The organism is Pedobacter sp. KBS0701 (assembly GCF_005938645.2).
In the GTDB taxonomy this organism is placed as follows: Bacteria; Bacteroidota; Bacteroidia; order Sphingobacteriales; family Sphingobacteriaceae; genus Pedobacter.
This window is the reverse complement of record NZ_CP042171.1, coordinates 2,609,948-2,626,546: the sequence shown is the minus strand read 5'-3', so window position 1 is coordinate 2,626,546 and position 16,599 is coordinate 2,609,948. Positions and strand designations below refer to the sequence as shown.

Sequence of the window (16,599 nt, the reverse complement as noted above, 5' to 3'; positions counted from 1 at the left end):
AAAGCAAAGTTGTCCTGCTGGGGCATTACGTTTTAATTTATTAGTCAGGCGTTCTAAACTAAAACCCCGCTTGACGTGGTCAAGTATCGCTGCTGGCCGATTCGATCCAGGGACCATACAGCAGAAAATGGCAGCAGCCCTGGCCACTGCCGTTTTCATAATGCTCTTGCGCTTATAATAACGCACCCATACCGAACACGGTCAAGCCTGCGGCAAATTGTTTAGCTACGGCTTCGTTTGCGGCATCAATGTACTGGCCCGTAATAGGATCAACCACGGTCCGCAACGGCCTGGTGCCCTTTGGAGTGGCGATCAGCTTTAATATAGTGTCAGCAACGTCCTGGGGGTCGGGATTTTTAGCTTGCATCTCTGCACCCAGGGCTGCAATCATTTTACCAGGTATATCTGCAATGGCGCCATATCCCTCAAATACCGTCTGATCGGATGCAGGGTTGTTCTTTTGCTGCATTTCTGTGGGGAAAGCCCCGGGCTCCACAATAGCGACATCAATACCTAAACGTTTCACCTCGTAATGCAGGCCCTCACTGATCCCTTCCAGGGCAAATTTTGAGGCCGCATAGATGGTTGCAAAGGGAAATGATACCCTCCCGAAGCCACTGGTCACATTTATGATCAGCCCGTCAGCTTGTTTGCGCATGGTGGGCAGCACCTGTTTAATCATTCGCCAGGGGGCATAAACATTGATATCAAAAGTGGTGTGCACATCGGCCGTTGTAAAGCTTTCGGCCACACCAGTCATGCTGTAACCGGCATTGTTCACCAGCACATCAATAGTGCCTTCTTTGGTCAAAACGGTTTCAACAGCTTGCCTCACGCTTTCATCATCAGTCAGGGTTATGTCCAAAACGGTTACGTTCGCTATAGCTGCAAGTGCTGCTGCTTTATCGGCGTTACGGCCCTGGGTATCGCGCATGCTTGCGTATACCTGATGCCCTGCGGCGGCCAAGCTATGGGCTGTAAGCCAGCCAAAACCGCTATTTGTTCCGGTTATTAATACGATCTTTTTGCTCATCTTTTTAATTGTTTAAACGAATAAGCAAATGTTGAAAATCATGGGCAGAAAACATTTACCATTTGGTAAAAAGCACCGCTAACGAATGTTACGACGTATTCTGCTAAGCGATTGCTGGGTGATGCCCAAGTAGGAGGCCACATGCGAAAGCGGGATGCGGTTGATCAGATTGGGAAAGCCCTCAATAAAGGACAGGTAACGCCTGGTGGCGTCTTCTGAAACCAGCGGACTGCGCCGCTCCATTGCCAGCGTCAGGCACTTTTTTACCATGTTGGCTTTCATCATTTCCCAGCCCACAATGGTGCGGGATATATCATCCCAGTTTTTTTTGTTGAACACAAGCACTTTGCAATCGGTAACGGCCTGTACATATTCGGACGCTGCGATCTGCGATTCGAATTTTTCATTATCAACTACAAAATTGCCTTCTTCTACAAAATAATTGGTGACCTCTTCGCCCTTGTTGTTATAATAACAGAAGCGGAACACGCCTTCCAGCACAAACGCCATATAACGGGGCACCTTCCCGGCTTCAGAGAGGTAATCATCTTTTTTAAATTCGAGCATTTCAACCTTGCTCAGTAAAAAGTCGATCTGCTGTTTATTCAGGTCACCAAACTGCAGGATAAGATTTATCATCGCTTCCATCAGGTAAAGATAATACACATTGTAAAACAGTCATTTACCATATGGTAAAAAATGAGGCGGGCCGGACAAATCAGGTAAGCGCTCAGAGCAGGTTTTCCTGCACCGCCTGATAAACCGTTCTCACGGAGGGTTGAAAGCCCAAACCGCGGGCCAGCGAAGTATCAGCATGCAGGTACCAGGGGTTGACCAGCGGCTCCGCGGATGAGATCATGGTTTCACCAACAAGGTGCAATAATTCGTAAAGTGTTGTTGGTGCCTCATCTGCGATATTGACCACCCGGCTGTCCATGATTCCCTGCAAAGCCATCATCATAGCAGTATATATATCGCGGTGGTGGATGGTGCTCATCCGCATCGCCGGATGAAATTTAGCCGCGGATACGTGTTTGGGCAATTCTTCCAGGTGGCTGTCGCCATCCCCATAAACAAATGGGAAACGAAGAACTGACCAGTTCAATCCGCTTTCAAGTAATTCCTTTTCAGCAGCCACTTTGCTGGCCGGATAGGCATGCTGTGGGTTAAGCACATCGTCCTCCCGGCCGGGATGTGGATTGTTTGTATCGTAAACGTGGCTGGTACTTGCAAAAATGAAGCGTGCATCCGGGGCATGGGTCTTTACGGCATCTATGAGGTTTTGCGTGCCCTGAAGGTTACTCTTCCAGATCAGGTCCGTATTCGATGAGCGGAACACGGCTGCCAGGTGAATGATGGCTTTCGCGCCTTTTACCGCTTTTTCCAGCGTTGCGGGATCAAACAAATCCCCATCTATAGCCGTTACGCCGGCCCCGACTTCCTTCCCACGTACGAGGGCGAAACAATCATACCCTGCTCTGGAAAGGCGGGGCAAAAGCCTCGAACCTACTAAGCCGCTTGCACCGGTTACCAATATTCTACCAAATTGTCTGTCCATAATGAAATTATTTCTGACAAAGGTGGGGTTTGGGTACTATACGGATGCGGACAAAAACCGCTTTTACAAGGACAAATCCTGATAAAAGCCGGCTATCGTTTTACCGGTTACTTTTTTAAACAAACGTGAAAAATAGCCCGGGTCATTAAAGCCAAGCTCAAAGGCCAGTTCCTTTACAGATGTTTTTTGGTTGTGATAGATTCTACGCCTTGCCTCAAGGATTAATCGGCCTGTAATGAATTCCTTCGGTGAGATGCCGGCATGCTGTTTTACAATCCTATACAAACCATCTGTGCTTAAGGCCAGTTTTTCTGCGATCTCAGTTATCGGCGGTTGATCAGTAAGATTTTCTTCCACAAATAGCTTGAAACCTAAAAATTTATCAAGATTTCCCGTTGTCTGCTTTTTATGCATTATAAAATAAGCAGCATTTATTTCTGTAAGCAGGCTGTTCAGGTAAGCCAGGATCAGTTCCGGGTCGGTATCGGCAGTACGCAGCAGGCGATGTAAGGTTTTAAATGTAATACAAAGCCTAAATGAAGTATCGGGCAAAAAGCTTATTTTCATCTGGTTCAGGGGGTTGAGCAGGAATAGGAACTTTCTCGGCAATCGCGAAAGGCATTCGTCATCGAAGCCTAGTTTATAGTAGTCTGCGCCGTGACGGGTTGTAGAGAGTTGCCTAAGCTGATAGGGTAATGCAAAAAAAAGTTCGTGTCTCCCAACTTTGATAGTCTCCCCATCGATAACCTCCTCACTATTACCCTTTAAGACGAAAAGAAGGAAATAGTAAGGTAAGCGTTGCACAGGACCATACTGAGTCGCAGACTCTGGCGATATATGCCCGAATCCAGGAGAAATGATACGTATAGAGAGTCCTTTGTTTTGACTCAGGTTTTTGGGAAAAGTGTTACCACGCATAACTTCTAACGAATATCATTAAGCAAAGTTACCAAATAGTCGCTATCCTACGTTCAGCCGGTTCCTGATAATAATTGGAAATACCAGAACAACAGGTATTTGGCTTCTGGCTTAAATAATAATGCCCTGGCGTTTTCAGTTGAAGGCCTTACGAAAATCCAGAGGGCTTTGTTTGGTCTTGCTTTTAAATAGTTTATTGAACGATTGGGGATGCTCAAAACCAAGCTGATAGGCGATTTCACTTACGGACATCCGCGTCGTAGATAATTTTTCTTTAGCCTTCCCGATCAGCTTATCGTGGATAATCTGTTGCATCGTCTGGCCTGTCAGTTGTTTCAGCAGGCTACTTAAATACTTCGTGGAGATGTTCAGGGCAGCGGCAAAGTATGGTACGGTAGGAAGTCCTTTAGAAAGCAGCGCGTCATTGTTCAAATAGTCAGTTAACAGCACCTCTACACGGTTCAATACCTGATGGTTGGTAATTTTCCGGGTGATGAACTGGCGCTGGTAAAAACGTTCGGCATAATTCAGCAAGGTTTCCAGATGTGAGATCATAATATCCTGGCTGAACTTATCCATATTGGCGTAATATTCAGTTTTGATATTTTTGATCAGTTCGTTGATTACCAGTTCTTCCTTATCCGAGAGAAAAAGGGCTTCACTGGTCGCATAGCTAAAATAATCATATCGCCCGATTTTGGTCACAAGTGATGTGTTCCAGAGAAAGTCAGGATGCAGAAAAAGCATCCAGCCTTGTAAATTGGGTGGTACGCCATTGTCTTCGCCACGCAAGATCTGACCGGGGGACGTAAAGGCCATCAGTCCTTCGTCAAAGTCGTATTTCTGTTGCCCGTAATGTAATCCGTCACATCCTCTTTTCATGGATATTACAAACAAATCGAATACCACTGCGTTGATACCGGTGTCATTTCTCAGGCCCTTCAGATCAACGATGCTGATAAGTGGGTGATGGGGTTTGGGAAGGCCCATCAAACGGTGTATTTCTGTTATCGAACTGATCCGGTAAAGTTTCCTGTCATCCATACTGCAAATTAACTTATTTTAAACGGATACTTAAGCCAGATCAGAACTAATGGCATCACTAAAAAAGGGATCTCTATCAGCGCGATACGGTAATCTCCCGCCCGAAGTGCAAGCCCAATTATTATAACAATCAGCTGTGCATTTAGCATGTTGCCCAGGAAAAAGGTGTTGGGGATGATTAGAAGTATACCGATCACTATGGCTAAAGCAGCCATATAGGGCATGAATGTCTGGCTAACCCCTAAGCTTTCCATCATCTTGGCAGACCCTGGATTGTCTTTATAATATACCGAGTCCCAGGCGTGTTTAAAGCTAAGTGTTACCGAAATGAGTAGCAGCGCTGCTGAAACAATGTTTTTTGCCATGGCTTAATTGAAGATAAAAGTGTTCATGATGCACGCACTGAGTATAGCCATGGGCACCTCGATTATTGCGCTTTTTAAAGCCCTTTTGGCTTTGTTTGGATAGGCCTGCCTGTGCCTGAAATAAAGGAAAAATCCTACGGGGGGAAGGGCACTGGACACAAGGAACCAACACCTCGACAGTCGATCTTTATTATTTTTCATATACATGGTTTCTTCTGGTCTACTTAACCCTTTTCCATTTAAATGTTTTGCCCATTAATGGGATACCTTTATAACCACGGGTTTCAAGGTCATCAGCACCCTGCAGTTCACCTTTGATGCTATACATATTTCCATCCTCGACGCTATAAAGTTTACCATCCACGTATTCGCCGTCCTTATACGCAAGTCCAGTAATATGGGTAAGGCCTTGCACCGATTTGGTCCGAAACTTTTCATTGGGGTTTTTAAGATCCTTTTTAGCGGTTTTTCCATCTGCTTCGAACATTTCTTTCGACCACAGGAGTTTGGCGGAATAAGTGTTTTCCACCTTGAATATTTCGATTTTGTAATCCTCGCATTGCCATATGCCTGAAATCTGATCTGCGGATATTTTTTGGGCGAAAGACGCCATTGATAACAATAGGGTAAAGACTGTTAAAATTGTTTTTTTCATATGTTGATTATTTAGCTTTGCTGATTCAGTTTTTGAAATCTTTCGAATTCCTTGTGCCCAAACTTCATCAATTGCTTAGGCATAATCCTGCTTAGTAATTTGATCACATTTACCAGGAATGGCTTGATCTCAGGGGTGTCTTTGAGCAGACCTTTTATCGCTACATTGACAAGTTTATCCACATCCATCATTTGGCCCTGGTCCGGCGGCAGCACCCAATCATTCTGAAGATTGGTTTTTACGCCCGGAGGGATGAGTTCGAACACCTTCACACTGCTTTTGTTTAATTGCAGGCGCAGTGCCTGGGTATAAGCATGAACGCCCGCTTTTGAAGCGCTATAGACCGGGGCGGTGGAGTAAGGCATGTAGGCAATGGCAGAGGAAACGTTTAAAATTGCCGCAGAACGCTTTGCAAGCAAGTGCGGCAAAAACTGATGAACCATCCGGATCGCTCCTGTAAGATTAATATCAATTTCGCGGGTTATGTTTTCCATTCCTTTATCGGCATCCAAGAGATCAAGCAACCACATTTCTCCTGCATTGTTGATGATTATATTCAGATCAGGGAACTGTTGTGTTACCTCTTTATATAGATTCTCAATATCTTGCGGATTACTGACATCGCTCTGAAAGATGTGGATTTTGGGAGAGTGCCTTTTGGCATTATTTAAGGCTTCCTGTTTTCGACCTGTGACGATGATGGTTGATCCCTGCCGGATAAGTTGTTTGACCAGCTCCAAACCTATGCCACTGGTTCCGCCTGTGATCAGGACGGTGCTATTTGTTAAGTCCATATTTTTCTCATTATTGTTAAGCAAAGTTCAGCCAATGCCGTTAAGCAGATGTATCCAAAAGTCCCGAACTTGTAGTAAAAAGGAATATTTTCGGCAGTGCCGTCCTCTTTTAGTGCGATGATTTCCCCCGTCGAGAAGGCATTCAGGTTCAGCCTGTTTAGTGATTCCGATATGGAAGGTAAATCCCGGGTTGTTCGTGGCGATAGAGCGTTGTCCGGAGTTGTCCAGATAAGAAGAGGCCCGGTATCGGTCACGTTTCATTTCGCAGAACAGCCGGGCTCATCAAAAGGGGCATCCACAAGGATGGCTTTTATTGGATTAAGGCCTACAGGCAATGAGCATAACAAGAAGGAATTGCAGGAAATGTAAAATAGTTTGTTTTTTGTAATTTTGGAAAATGCAAAATGTGAATATAACCGAGTTTTTAGATCAATCGGAAATTGAACGCAAACCAAGTCCAGGTAACTTTAATATTTTTTGGATTACAGAAAAAGACCCCTGTGCCATAAGACCCATACCTTATAACCGAAGGTCTTTTTATAAGATAAATTTGCTCATTGGCTCCTATAACATTCATTTTGCTGAAGAGACCTACAACGTTCGCAAAGCCGCTATTTTTTTTGCAAATCCCTTGAGTCCGTATAACTGGATACCAAATGATGGGGAACATAGCGGGGTTTACTGTATTTTTAATGCCGACTTCTTCCACAATTTTGGTTCTTTGGGGGCTTACTCCGTTTTCCAACAGGATGGATTAAAGGTGTTTGAACTGGAAGAGGAACAGCTTTTTCGCATAAATAATATTTTTAAAGTGATCCAAGACGCCTATGATAGCGGTAATGAGCACAAATATGATTTAATCAGGAGTAAAATATATGAACTGCTTCATTTTGCTTCGGAGCTATCGACTGAAAACCCGAATGTGGAAAGGCATAATAAATCTTCTACCCGTATGATTAAAGAATTTCTGGCTCTGCTTGAGCAACAGTTCAATACCGAAATAAAGCCACGGGGTCGCATTTTAAATAGGGCTTCTGATTTTGCGGAGGCATTGTCTGTACATCCGAACTATCTTAACCGTATTCTAAAGAAAAACATGGGAAGCTCCACCAAGCAGCTGATCCAGGAGCGATTCTTACAAGAAGCGAGGCTGTTCCTGAAACATACCGATCTTGATGTTTCAGAAATTTCCCATCTTTTGGGTTTTTATGAGCTTACCCACTTTTCCAGCTTTTTCAAGAAGTGGGAAGGTATTTCTCCGTCCGCCTATCGAAAAGTTTGATTTTTATAACTATTGGTTTTTATTTCATTAACTACCCGGACATCTTTAGTTCGAGATTTGCGATATAAAAAAAATATTATATGAATAAGAAATGGTTTATTACAGGTGCATCAAGCGGTATAGGACGTAACTTAACGAAGCAGCTTTTGGAGGCAGGCCATACAGTTTTCGCTACCTTAAGGAAGCCGGAACTGCTGAAGGATCTGGCGGAAATATATCCTGGGAGACTTCATGTGGATTACTTGGAGTTGACGGATCTTAATAGCATCGAAAAAGCGGTCACTAATGCCTATGCAAAATTAGGGCATATAGATATTGCGGTCAGCAATGCAGGAATTGGTGTTTTTGGGGCGGTAGAGGAATTGGATAGCTCAATGATCATAGATCAGCTGAACGTAAATTTACTAGGTTCCATCATGCTGATAAAGGCCTTAATCCCCTTTTTGAGAAAGCAGCTTAAGGGTGGCCACATCATTCAAATATCATCTGAAGGCGGACAGATTACCTATCCGGGATTCAGCCTCTACCATGCCTCCAAGTGGGGAATTGAAGGTTTTGTGGAAGCTACCGCACAAGATGTTTCATCATTCAATATCAGTTTTACTATTGCAGAACCTGGACCGACCGGAACTAATTTTGGAAACAGCCTTAAGATTGCCAAGTCAATGGAAGCGTATCAAAGCACCCGGGTTCATGAAATTAAGAAATTTATCAATGCAGGCTTTGGTGAACTGGATGATGTAGCGGATGTTGTGGAAGCAATTATTAAATGTACAACAGTGGAAAATCCTCCTTTCCGTTTGCCCATTGGTAAAGTGGCTACAAAAAATATCATTACTGGCTTGCAAAAACGGCTTGATGCCATTAAAATGGTATAAAATAGTATAATGCAGTCTTTCCGGATGTCAAACTGATTTGCGGCTTGTTTGACAATTAAGAGAAAATGTTAAAAAGTCCGAAAGAAAAGAATTGATTAACCGGAAAGTTATTTTTTTTCTATATCCTTTTTGAAATCGCCACAGACGTAACCCTCTGCAATAATCAGGTTATCTTCACCATCTATTATCACATGATTGGGCATTTCGACAAATGTTTACGCGCGTTTCGCATTTATGCTGACACCTTCTTTCGCTCCAAACTGAACGCCTGTTTCGCTCCAAACTGTACGACCTGATCTGCAGGTCAGGATTTCTTTACACAGCAGTTCCAATAAAATTTCTAAGCTCAGGTCAAATTAAAGCCCCAGAGATAAAATCTATGCCTGGTGTGATCTTTGCATTCATCAGATTGATTTTAAGCGCTTCAGAACGTCTTTTTGATAGATTTTCCGGTTTCATCCGAAGGATGATCTAAAGGAAAGCGGGAAATGGAGGACCCCGAAGGGGAAACCGTGGAGCGCCTAGGGGAAGAAGTAAATTTGCAGCCAAGCCGCTATACGTTCAAAGGGAAAGGAATGACTTAGCAAAAAATCCGACAGCCAAATTCGCGTACGGTTTGGGGCGAAATGAACTGTACAGATTTAGTTAAATACGCAACCAGTGCTTCCCCTGTAAAAATATCTATTAATAGTACTATGGCTGTTCAGGCTGTGATACTGTATTTATAATTACGAAGGCTGGCTTTTTTACCAAAATGAAGTTTCTAATTTTTCTAGATATTCCAGTATTTAAATTTTTTACTTCAAATTGAGGAGAAAAATTCAGTGAAATTTATTTTCCTGTATTCGATCTTTTCTAATACAACTAAAGTTTACACACTTAAATATTATATGTTTTCAGCTCTTTTAGCCAATTTCCTCACCCGTTCAATCGGGTCATTTAAAAAAACATTTGGTCATCATATTTTCTGGCATAAGCATCAATCCGATGTCTCCGTTAATAATAAATGTTCTTGTAATTTCAGGTACCTGAATCTGCGGGGTAAATTACCTGTATTAAGGGCTACCGTCTTGCTTTTATGTATAGCCATTTATTCTGATCTCACTTTCGCCCAAGTCCCAGCGATTGATATCCCTAACATTTTGCCGCCTTCGCCAGCAGCGTCTGATTTGGGAAAATATGCACTTTCCAGCACAAATATGTCAACGGGTTCTGTAAAAAGTAGTATTAGTTTATATAAATATAAGACAAGAAACCTGTCCTTGCCCATAACAATGGATTACAGTGCGGATGGCTTCAAGGTTGACCAGGTTGCATCAAGGGTCGGGACTGGCTGGACATTGAATGCCGGTGGGGCTGTGAGCAGGACAGTACTTGGCAATCCGGACGGAGGTGGATATGTGGACCTGTTCCTGAAGGACCTGGGCAATCGACAAAAACTAATTGATAACAGAAATGATTAGGCCAAATATTTTATTGATAATATTATTCGGTTTTTTTGTGTTATCATCTTATAAACTGAAAAATAAAACTGAAAAAATGGATAATATTGAATTAAGCAACGGGACATTCATTAAATGCAAATCACTTAGCAATATAGAGTTTAATAAACTGAGAAATGGAGCAGTTGGTCCAATAGCAAAGTTTAAAATGCAATTTGGAGTTGAAGTTTATCAGCTAAATAAGAGTGAAGTTATCGCTGGTGACGAGGGATATTATATGCTTTTTGATAATGTTGGTGATGTTGAAAAAGTACTAGCTGATCATAAGTCTTCGAATGGAACGGAGATACTATCTTATAAAAACCCATTTGGTAAAGACTTTCCACGTCAAACCGATCTTTTAATAAGAGAATTAGCAGATACTCTTTCCGTAAACTATATTGAAGTTGATGAAAAGCTACTAAGAGATTTAGACGATAAACTTAAAAAAGTTCCCAATTCATCTGAATTTAACAAGAGGCATATGATAAATTTTATAGCGGTTGTTGGTGAAGTTTTGATAAAAAAGAAGAAGACACAATGGGAAATGATATTAAGTTCAGACGGTAAAACATGGAACCCTTATTTAAATATGCATAATCGACCAGTTGAGTTTTTTACCTATGTTTACGAAGATATTTATAGCAAAGGAAATTCAATGCCATTTCTCTCAGAAATATATGAAACAATGAATATCATACTTAACAGTCCAGAGTAGTAACATTATAATACACTGAACCTACCTTCAGGGGCCAATGGTAACGGGAAGAGCATCCAGGATGTTTATGATACCGCAAATAAACTGAGAGAGATTGTTACAGAGAACGGGCTGACGACCGTAAGGGAGTATATAGATGGAATTGAGTACGAAGGGAACAATATTGACATTATCCATACCGAGGAAGTTGTGTCGCAACGGAATGGTGACAACAGTTACAATTATCATTATAACCTTTCGGACCACCTGGGAAATGTGCGTTATGCCTTCGATGTCTATAACGGCCAGATCAAGCCATTACAGGTGGACAATTATTACCCTTTTGGTAAGCGCAACAGTTTGACATCCGGAAATAATAAATATCTTTACAATGAAAAAGAGGTTCAGGATGAGCTTGGGGGGCAGTACGATTACGGCGCAAGGTTCTATGATCCGGTGATTGGAAGATGGAATGTGGTTGACCCGCTTTCAGAGATTTCTAGAAGAAATAGTCCATATAATTATGCGCTTAATAATCCGATTCGTTTCATTGATGTTGATGGAATGTATGCGGATTATGGGCCAAAACCGAAGCCAAAGGTTGGAAAACTGCCGCCAATGCAAAATCCCGATGGTGATCAACAGGGCTATATTAGGAATGCACCCGCAGATCAAAAGAATTATGATCCTTTTGGTGCCTTTATGCTTAATCTTTCGGCTGGAGCAGCAGATATATTAGGGATTAATGCGCTTGATAATTTGTTTTTCTCTGATGAGAAAATAACTGCTAAACGGGTTGGCTTTGCTGCTTTAGCGGTAGTTCAAGGAATGGAGGTTTTAGATGGGGCAAGGCCGGGAGGTCTCAAACAAGAAAGAGCTATTTCTGAGGGAACAGGGTTTGGGCCGGAGGTAGAGCCAATAAGGCAACAGGGGCCATATACCAAACGAGATTTAGTAAGGGCTGATGAAGGAAAAGGGCCATTAGATTTCGCCCCTAGAAAAAATAAAGCAGGAAAAGAAATGCCCTAGAAGTTCATCATGCAGATCAGATGCCAGGTTCCGCTATACATGAGGTTTACCCTGGACATCCTTCATATGTTCCTCATCCAAATAAATATAACCAAGGAGTTACACCAAAAATGCGGATGGAGGATGCTCAATTGCACTGGTTTATGCGGGGGAAAGAAATGGGAAATAAATAGAAATTGATATGTTATATTTACAACAAGAACAATTAAAATCGAACCTCAGCTTAGGTAAAGCTGTTGAACAATGGATAAATGCTGAAATAAAAGAAGACTATGTTATTATTAAATGGCTTAGAATTGAAAAAGAAGCAGATGGAAGTTATACAGTAACTTATTTTGAATGTTTTGATGAGGGTGATGAAAATTTTGTTGATGTTTACGAATTTTCTATGTTAGATCCTGATTATCCATTTGGTATAATCACTTCCTTTTCATCGATTAAAGATGCGATTGATTTTTCCGTAGAAAATTATGGCGCTTCTGTCTTGAAGTTTGTTTCTGGTGGTATGATACAGGAAGAATACGCTAATTATTCTAAAAATAAACCATAATTGATCAGGCTTAAAAACGGCTTCAATGTTCGTTCATTGGGACCCGCTTGTTCCATCGCGTTTAGCGGTTCGTTGGTGTCTGGTTAGACACATCTAGTCTTAGCGTCCTCGCTAAGACAATGTAACTTACATAGCAAAGCCCGGCGGTTTAAAACTGTTGGGCTTTGTTATTTCTGTAAGAGTTCGAGTTTGACGAGCCTGGCTTTAATGGCTTCGTAAGTCCGTGAATGAAGTTTAGCGAGCAGGGTAATCTCGTTGCCTTCGCTAAAACGTTCTGCAAGCAATGATATTAATAATTGGAATAGTCAACCACGCGGTATACTGCCGCCACCGATTATTCCAAATTTAAAAAATGACAACAGTTCGGGTGAGGATAAAGAACCACAAAGTGCTTCAGAATCTGAAACAACGCCAAGAGGTACGCCCGGAAAACTTGAAAAATCACCAACAGGTAAAGGCACCGTTCCAGCTTCGCAAAGAGCTAAACCAAGAGTTCCCAGCGTCAATCAGAAAGAAAAAGAATGGAAGGAGAGTGATAAAAAGTGCGCAAATTGCGGAAATGAAACACCACTAAAAGACGTTAGAGCACATCATTATCCCGTTAGACATGCGGATGGTGGAACGAAAACTGTTCCAGCTTGTGAAACATGTCATACCAAGTATTTACATAAGAAAAAGTAAAAAAATGACAAATAAGGAGTTTCTAGATATTATAAAGGCAAACATTAAAAAACATGGCTATCATCTTACGCTTGTTACTGGTGGACAACATCCTCGATTTTCTTATTCTATAGGGTTAACCGAAAAGCTAGGTTTCGAATTGATTATGGCCGGAGGATTTGACTCAGTGAATAACAACGAAATGATATTTGATTATATAGTTAATGAGTTACAATCTGGATTTGCAGTTGATTCTGAATTTTTATTGCCAGATGCGAGTACTTTTCAACTAAACAAAGTAGACCCTTCGTGGGCTGAAAAAATGATGCTGGGAGTATATGATTACTATGATAAAACCGAAATTGTAGCCTTTCAAATTTTTCCAGTAAACAGAACATTAGATATACCATTAATGTCTGAATTGATGGTTTCAAATGATCCTCTTTGGAAATGGTTAGATATAGATTGGAATGTAAAAGCACCAAAGAATTCTTATGTAGTAACTGATTTTGATGCATTAAAAGGGAAACCCATAGTCGAACTTATGAGATGGGAGGAACAAAAGTGGGAAATGTTTTCAAAACCAGGACCTGATGTAACAGAAGAGGAAATCAGAATTGTTCCATTAGGAACAATTTTGGGGATTGATAATACTCTGGAACCAGTTGTAAATTTGGTTATAGGTGAGGGATTATGGCGGGAAAATAAGGATTCAGGCTGGCAGAAGTGGGAATAACCCCATCTAGTCTTAGCGTCCTCGCTAAGACAATGTAACTTACATAGCAAAACCCAGCAGAAATGTTGGGGCTTTGTTATTTGTTGAGTATTCCAAGTTTGATTAGCCTTGCTTTAATGGCTCCATAAGTTCTTGTGGAGTCTGGCAAGTTCTGTAATCTTTGAGTGATTACCAAACGTTCTGCCAAACGAGCGTGGCTGGCTGAAGAGCAGTACTGGTGGCGAGTTCAGCATCCAGCTTGATTACCAGGAGAACGGCGGTGGGCAATACAACGGTAATATTAGTAGGCAGCTCTGGTCGCTTAATGCTTCCCCATCCACATCGCCCAATGTGTTCAGCTACAGTTATGATAAACTGAACAGGCTGATCAGTGGGATCAGTAATGGTATCTACATTAGTGAGGTCCTGAACTATGACAGGGCTTTGTTATTTCTGTTTTTCGTAAAGGTGGTACATCAATGAAATGTCTAAAAAAATATTAGAATTTTTCTGAAATTATATGCACTTTAGACCAGAGATTATCTTCTGTGATATGACCCATGTTAACGCTTTTTCAAATGAGAATACAGACTACCAAAAAACTTGATGCCTATACGTTGACTGAGATCCTGATCGTGCTTGCGATCATCGGGATCCTGATCCTACTGGCACTGCCCAACCTGATGCCGTTGATTACCAAAGCCAAAACGACTGAAGCGAAGCTGCAGTTGGAACATGTGGCTAAGCTTGAGCAGAGCTATTTCTATGAGCACTCCAAATACTCGGCAGATCTGGTGGAGATCGGTTTTATCCAGGAGAAACTGACCTCGGATGCAAAGGACGGGAAGGCTAACTATAAGGTTGAGGTGACTGCGGCATCAAACAATACTTTTACGGCAAAGGCCACTGCGGTGGCTGATTTTGATGGTGACGGGACTTTCAATGTCTGGCAGATTGATCAGGACAAGAATTTAAAGGAAATTGTGGCGGACTGATGTTGTTCTTGCAGGGCGGGATTATGATGGTACTGATTGGAATGATGTATCAGGATTTTAGGTTCAGGGGCATTTACTGGTGGCTTTTTCCGCTGCTTTTCTCGCTTTTTGTGCTGGATGTTTGGCTACGATTCTCTTTTGCCCGCCTGGCAGCTACGGCTGGAAGTAATATCATTTTTCTTATTGTACAGATGTGCTTGCTGACCGGTTATGTTTCGCTTAGGAAGCGGAGGCTCACTAATATTTTTAAAGGTTACTTTGGGCTTGGGGATCTTCTTTTTCTCTTGTGTATAGCATTTTACTTTTCTTGTTTGAATTATATTGCTTTTTACTTGTTGAGCCTGATGATCGTGATCGTGCTGACGTTGCTCTTTAGTGGGCGTAGCCGTGCAGAAAAGGGAAAGATTCCGCTTGCGGGTTATCAGGCACTGCTCTTGATCCTGATCATGACTGTCAGTTTTTTTATAAAAAGCGTTAACATCCATTCGGACTCGGTATTTTTTAATCTTTTGCCCTATGGAAATTAGACCGGAGATATTGGCGTTGGTATCCAAGGAAACGGCCATGCAGTACAGGGTCTTTCCAAAGGAAAATGGCCCAATGGGCGGAATCGAACTTTACTGGGACGGTAGTGGCAATGAAGGTTCCCTTAGGGACGAACTCGAAGTTGTTCTGGGCTGCGTGGTGAGCCTCTCGGTGCTTGAAAATGCTGAACTGAGCAGGTTGCTGTCCAAACATTACCTTGGTGATGTTTCAGCCGGGGCTGAAAAAAAGGAGCTTTCAGTGATCTCAGCGGGGGATGATTTCCTGGGTGTACTGATCGAGGAGGCGAGAAGGCTCAAGAGCAGTGATATCCACATTGAGACTTTTGAAAAACGCTCCCGGGTACGGGTGCGGATCGACGGAATGATGATCGAGCGTTACCAGATCGAAAAAAAGGATTATCCCGCACTGATCAACAAGATCAAGATCATGGCCAACCTGGATATTGCCGAAAAACGACTGCCACAGGATGGCAGGATACAGTACAGTTCGGCCAGGCAGAGTGCTTTTGATATCCGGGTATCGGTGCTGCCTACCCTTTACGGAGAAAAGGTGGTACTGAGGTTACTAAACAATAGCAGTACGGACATCGACCTGAATACTTTGGGATTATCCGACCAGGATATGCGGCATTACCTGGAAGGGGTACAGCGCCCGAACGGAATTATCCTGATCAGTGGTCCGACTGGATCAGGAAAGACGACTACTTTATATGCCACGCTCAAACTGCTCAATAAAAGTACACGCAATATCCTTACGATCGAGGATCCTATAGAATATACCTTGGAAGGGGTGAACCAGGTGCAGCTACGTGAAAATATCGGGCTGGGTTTTGCCGCTACGCTGCGGACTTTTTTAAGGCAGGATCCGGATGTGATCATGGTCGGGGAGATCCGTGACCCCGAAACGGCCAATATGGCCATCCGTGCGGCTTTGACCGGCCACCTGGTTTTGTCGACGATCCATACCAATTCGGCATGGGGTACGGTGGCCCGTCTAATGGATATGGGCATACCAGGTTTTCTGGTGGCCAATACGCTCAATACCACCGTGGCGCAGCGATTGGTGCGGCTGTTGTGCCCGGTCTGCAAAAAAGAGGAGGTGATGGATGCCGGGCTTTACCCAAGGCAGTTCAGGCCGCCTGCGGTAGTAGAGCGCCATTTCGTTGCGGCGGGCTGTTCAAAATGTTATTATACAGGTTATAGTGGCAGGAAGGCGGTTTATGAGGTGGTGCCGATTGATGCAGACCTTTCCCAACAGATCAGGAACGGGAACATGTCCATTAATGGGCTGCTGGCTGAAAAAGGGATTAATACCCTGTCCGGCAATGCCTTTTCGCTCTTTGCCAGTGGCCTCACCAGCTTAGAAGAAATTTACCCTTTATTATTAGCCATCTAAATAT

General features: G+C 42.7%; 19 protein-coding genes. 10 read left to right on the top strand and 9 right to left on the bottom strand.

Annotated features, from left to right (window positions below; translation table 11 throughout):
• Positions 1-172: 172 nt before the first annotated feature.
• The 8 genes from FFJ24_RS10460 to FFJ24_RS10425 all read right to left on the bottom strand — a co-directional run bounded on the left by FFJ24_RS10460 (position 173) and on the right by FFJ24_RS10425 (position 6,367).
• Entirely contained in the window at positions 173-1,033 is an 861-nt protein-coding gene (locus tag FFJ24_RS10460; protein ID WP_138821449.1) for an SDR family oxidoreductase, read from the bottom strand.
• Between the two features lie 78 nt (positions 1,034-1,111).
• Positions 1,112-1,681 carry a Crp/Fnr family transcriptional regulator gene (locus tag FFJ24_RS10455; protein WP_138821448.1) on the bottom strand — a complete coding sequence of 190 codons (570 nt, stop codon included), beginning with the start codon at positions 1,679-1,681 and terminating at the stop codon, positions 1,112-1,114.
• Between the two features lie 82 nt (positions 1,682-1,763).
• Positions 1,764-2,591: an NAD(P)-dependent oxidoreductase gene (locus FFJ24_RS10450; protein WP_138821447.1), complete on the bottom strand. Its 828-nt coding sequence runs from the start codon at positions 2,589-2,591 to the stop codon at positions 1,764-1,766.
• Positions 2,592-2,654: 63 nt separating this feature from the next.
• The gene (locus tag FFJ24_RS10445; protein WP_138821446.1) at positions 2,655-3,509 is read right to left on the bottom strand and encodes an AraC family transcriptional regulator; all 855 of its coding nucleotides are present in this window, start codon (positions 3,507-3,509) and stop codon (positions 2,655-2,657) included.
• Between the two features lie 135 nt (positions 3,510-3,644).
• Entirely contained in the window at positions 3,645-4,553 is a 909-nt protein-coding gene (locus tag FFJ24_RS10440; RefSeq protein WP_138821445.1) for an AraC family transcriptional regulator, read from the bottom strand.
• An 8-nt stretch (positions 4,554-4,561) separates the two neighbouring features.
• Positions 4,562-4,918, bottom strand: coding sequence for a hypothetical protein (locus tag FFJ24_RS10435; RefSeq protein ID WP_138821444.1), 357 nt, complete (start codon positions 4,916-4,918; stop codon positions 4,562-4,564).
• Positions 4,919-5,138: 220 nt separating this feature from the next.
• The gene (locus FFJ24_RS10430; protein WP_138821443.1) at positions 5,139-5,573 is read right to left on the bottom strand and encodes a DUF2147 domain-containing protein; all 435 of its coding nucleotides are present in this window, start codon (positions 5,571-5,573) and stop codon (positions 5,139-5,141) included.
• Positions 5,574-5,584: 11 nt separating this feature from the next.
• The gene (locus tag FFJ24_RS10425) at positions 5,585-6,367 is read right to left on the bottom strand and encodes an SDR family oxidoreductase (RefSeq protein WP_138821442.1); all 783 of its coding nucleotides are present in this window, start codon (positions 6,365-6,367) and stop codon (positions 5,585-5,587) included.
• 406 nt (positions 6,368-6,773) lie between these two features.
• On the opposite strand from FFJ24_RS10425, the gene FFJ24_RS10420 reads away from it, so the two are divergent.
• The 9 genes from FFJ24_RS10420 to FFJ24_RS10385 all read left to right on the top strand — a co-directional run bounded on the left by FFJ24_RS10420 (position 6,774) and on the right by FFJ24_RS10385 (position 14,654).
• The gene (locus tag FFJ24_RS10420) at positions 6,774-7,649 is read left to right on the top strand and encodes an AraC family transcriptional regulator (RefSeq protein ID WP_168202450.1); all 876 of its coding nucleotides are present in this window, start codon (positions 6,774-6,776) and stop codon (positions 7,647-7,649) included.
• 80 nt (positions 7,650-7,729) lie between these two features.
• A complete protein-coding gene (locus FFJ24_RS10415) occupies positions 7,730-8,527 on the top strand; it encodes an SDR family oxidoreductase (RefSeq protein WP_138821440.1) in 798 nt (265 codons plus the stop codon).
• A gap of 1,199 nt (positions 8,528-9,726) precedes the next feature.
• Positions 9,727-9,990 carry a hypothetical protein gene (locus tag FFJ24_RS26085; RefSeq protein ID WP_210419497.1) on the top strand — a complete coding sequence of 88 codons (264 nt, stop codon included), beginning with the start codon at positions 9,727-9,729 and terminating at the stop codon, positions 9,988-9,990.
• A gap of 76 nt (positions 9,991-10,066) precedes the next feature.
• Positions 10,067-10,726 carry a hypothetical protein gene (locus tag FFJ24_RS10405; RefSeq protein ID WP_138821438.1) on the top strand — a complete coding sequence of 220 codons (660 nt, stop codon included), beginning with the start codon at positions 10,067-10,069 and terminating at the stop codon, positions 10,724-10,726.
• Positions 10,727-10,915: 189 nt separating this feature from the next.
• On the top strand, positions 10,916-11,734 hold the full coding sequence (locus FFJ24_RS10400; protein ID WP_246862788.1) for an RHS repeat domain-containing protein: 819 nt from the start codon (positions 10,916-10,918) through the stop codon (positions 11,732-11,734).
• A 181-nt stretch (positions 11,735-11,915) separates the two neighbouring features.
• Positions 11,916-12,284 (top strand): hypothetical protein, encoded by a 369-nt coding sequence (locus FFJ24_RS10395; RefSeq protein ID WP_138821436.1) that lies wholly within the window; start codon positions 11,916-11,918, stop codon positions 12,282-12,284.
• 255 nt (positions 12,285-12,539) lie between these two features.
• Positions 12,540-12,965: a hypothetical protein gene (locus FFJ24_RS26080; protein ID WP_168202449.1), complete on the top strand. Its 426-nt coding sequence runs from the start codon at positions 12,540-12,542 to the stop codon at positions 12,963-12,965.
• 4 nt (positions 12,966-12,969) lie between these two features.
• Positions 12,970-13,680 carry a DUF4262 domain-containing protein gene (locus FFJ24_RS10390; protein WP_168202448.1) on the top strand — a complete coding sequence of 237 codons (711 nt, stop codon included), beginning with the start codon at positions 12,970-12,972 and terminating at the stop codon, positions 13,678-13,680.
• A gap of 557 nt (positions 13,681-14,237) precedes the next feature.
• Positions 14,238-14,654 carry a type IV pilin protein gene (locus FFJ24_RS10385; protein WP_138821434.1) on the top strand — a complete coding sequence of 139 codons (417 nt, stop codon included), beginning with the start codon at positions 14,238-14,240 and terminating at the stop codon, positions 14,652-14,654.
• A 125-nt stretch (positions 14,655-14,779) separates the two neighbouring features.
• On the opposite strand, the gene FFJ24_RS10380 is transcribed toward FFJ24_RS10385, so the two are convergent.
• Complete coding sequence (locus FFJ24_RS10380; RefSeq protein WP_138821433.1) at positions 14,780-15,139, bottom strand: hypothetical protein; 360 nt, start codon at positions 15,137-15,139, stop codon at positions 14,780-14,782.
• A gap of 31 nt (positions 15,140-15,170) precedes the next feature.
• On the opposite strand from FFJ24_RS10380, the gene FFJ24_RS10375 reads away from it, so the two are divergent.
• The gene (locus FFJ24_RS10375; protein ID WP_168202447.1) at positions 15,171-16,595 is read left to right on the top strand and encodes a GspE/PulE family protein; all 1,425 of its coding nucleotides are present in this window, start codon (positions 15,171-15,173) and stop codon (positions 16,593-16,595) included.
• The last annotated feature ends 4 nt before the right edge of the window (positions 16,596-16,599 follow it).